Origin of the sequence: Bacillus sp. S4, assembly GCF_040838205.1 — a bacterium.
Taxonomy (GTDB): Bacteria; Bacillota; Bacilli; order Bacillales; family Bacillaceae_G; genus Bacillus_A; species Bacillus_A cereus_U.
Window position 1 is genome coordinate 1 of sequence record NZ_JBFPJI010000491.1, and the last position, 1,640, is coordinate 1,640.

Genomic DNA, 1,640 nt, shown 5'->3' on the forward strand with positions numbered 1-1,640 from the left:
TTGCTGGGGCTGGTAATAATGTGATTTATATTAGTAGCTTTTCAAAGGTACTTTTCCCCGGTTTACGTGTAGGTTGGATCATTGCAGATAAAGAACTGATATATTATTTAGAAAGTGTAAAAAGAGCAAGAACGATTCACACTTCTACGTTAGATCAAGCTGTTCTGTTTCAATATTTACATGAAGGATATTTTGAAAAATATTTAAAAAAAGCAAGGTCTGTTTATAAGAAAAAATATGAGTTAGCTGTTGGGGCATGTAATCAGTACATTCCGTTTAAAAGAATGACTGGAGATGGTGGACTTCATTTGTTTATAGAGTTGGAAGAAAAAATTCAAGCCCGCACACTTTTACAAAAGTGTTATGAAAAAGGAGTTACGTTTTCTCCTGGAGATGTTTTTTACTCTGATGGAGGAGGAGCGAACACATTCCGATTAGGATTTTCACGTTTGAAAGAAAAGGAAATTGTTAGCGGGATTCAAATAATTGGTGAAACATTAAAAAATGAAACTTGGAGTTGAGAAAATGAGAATTGGCGTTATTATGGGAGGAGTATCCTCTGAAAAACAAGTATCAATTATGACTGGGAATGAAATGATTGCACATTTAGATAAGAGTAAGTATGAAATAGTTCCAATTACTTTAAATGAAAAAATGGATTTAATTGAAAAAGCGAAAGACATTGATTTTGCATTGCTAGCATTACACGGAAAATATGGAGAAGATGGTACAGTTCAAGGGACGCTTGAGAGTTTAGGTATTCCTTATAGCGGTAGCAATATGTTATCTAGCGGTATATGTATGGATAAAAATATTTCGAAAAAGATTTTGCGTTATGAAGGAGTAGAAACACCCGATTGGATTGAACTTACAAAAATGGATGATCTAAAGCTTGAAGAGTTAGATAAGATAGGATTTCCGTTAGTGGTAAAACCTAACTCTGGTGGCTCAAGTGTTGGAGTAAAGATCGTTAATGATAAAAACGAATTAATCTCAATGCTGGAAACTGTATTCGAATGGGATTCTGAAGTAGTAATTGAGAAGTATATAAAAGGTGACGAGATTACATGTTCAATTTTTGATGGTAAACAGTTACCTATCATTTCGATTCGACATGCGGCTGAGTTTTTTGACTACAATGCAAAATACGATGATGTTAGTACAATTGAAGAAGTTATTGAACTTCCAACTGAAATTAAGGAACGTGTAAATAAAGCGTCAATGGCTTGTTATAAAGCATTAAAATGTAGTGTTTATGCAAGGGTTGATATGATGGTGAAGGACGGAATTCCATATGTAATGGAGGTTAATACATTACCAGGGATGACACAATCAAGTTTACTGCCGAAAAGTGCAGAAGCAGCGGGAATTAGCTATAGTAAGCTATTAGATATGATCATTGAAACTTCATTAAAAGTAAGGAAAGAAGAAGGTTTTTAAGATACTTGTACAATTAAAATTTTTGATAGTTCCACGAAGTATGCTATGATAATTACAATACGACAACTAAATATTTATCCACTAGAGGGGCCTTTTATAGGCTGAGATCAAATGTAATTTTGAGACTCTTAGTACCTGATCTGGTTAATGCCAGCGTAGGAAAGTGGGGAAGACATGGTATTTAATGCATAAATTAATAT

2 protein-coding genes and 1 riboswitch are annotated in these 1,640 nt (G+C 33.7%); both genes read left to right on the plus strand.

The window, feature by feature from the left end:
* Positions 1–521 (plus strand): aminotransferase class I/II-fold pyridoxal phosphate-dependent enzyme (locus AB3X48_RS21930; protein WP_367959947.1); only part of this gene is annotated, 521 nt, incomplete at its 5' end.
* A gap of 4 nt (positions 522–525) precedes the next feature.
* Positions 526–1,440 carry a D-alanine--D-alanine ligase gene (locus AB3X48_RS21935; protein ID WP_016105018.1) on the plus strand — a complete coding sequence of 305 codons (915 nt, stop codon included), beginning with the start codon at positions 526–528 and terminating at the stop codon, positions 1,438–1,440.
* Between the two features lie 73 nt (positions 1,441–1,513).
* A riboswitch (TPP riboswitch) is annotated at positions 1,514–1,619 on the plus strand.
* The last annotated feature ends 21 nt before the right edge of the window (positions 1,620–1,640 follow it).

Bases quoted from the DNA above. Each gene is read 5' to 3' on its own strand.
- AB3X48_RS21935 (WP_016105018.1), top strand. From the start codon at position 526: ATGAGAATTGGCGTTATTATGGGAGGAGTATCCTCTGAAAAACAAGTA.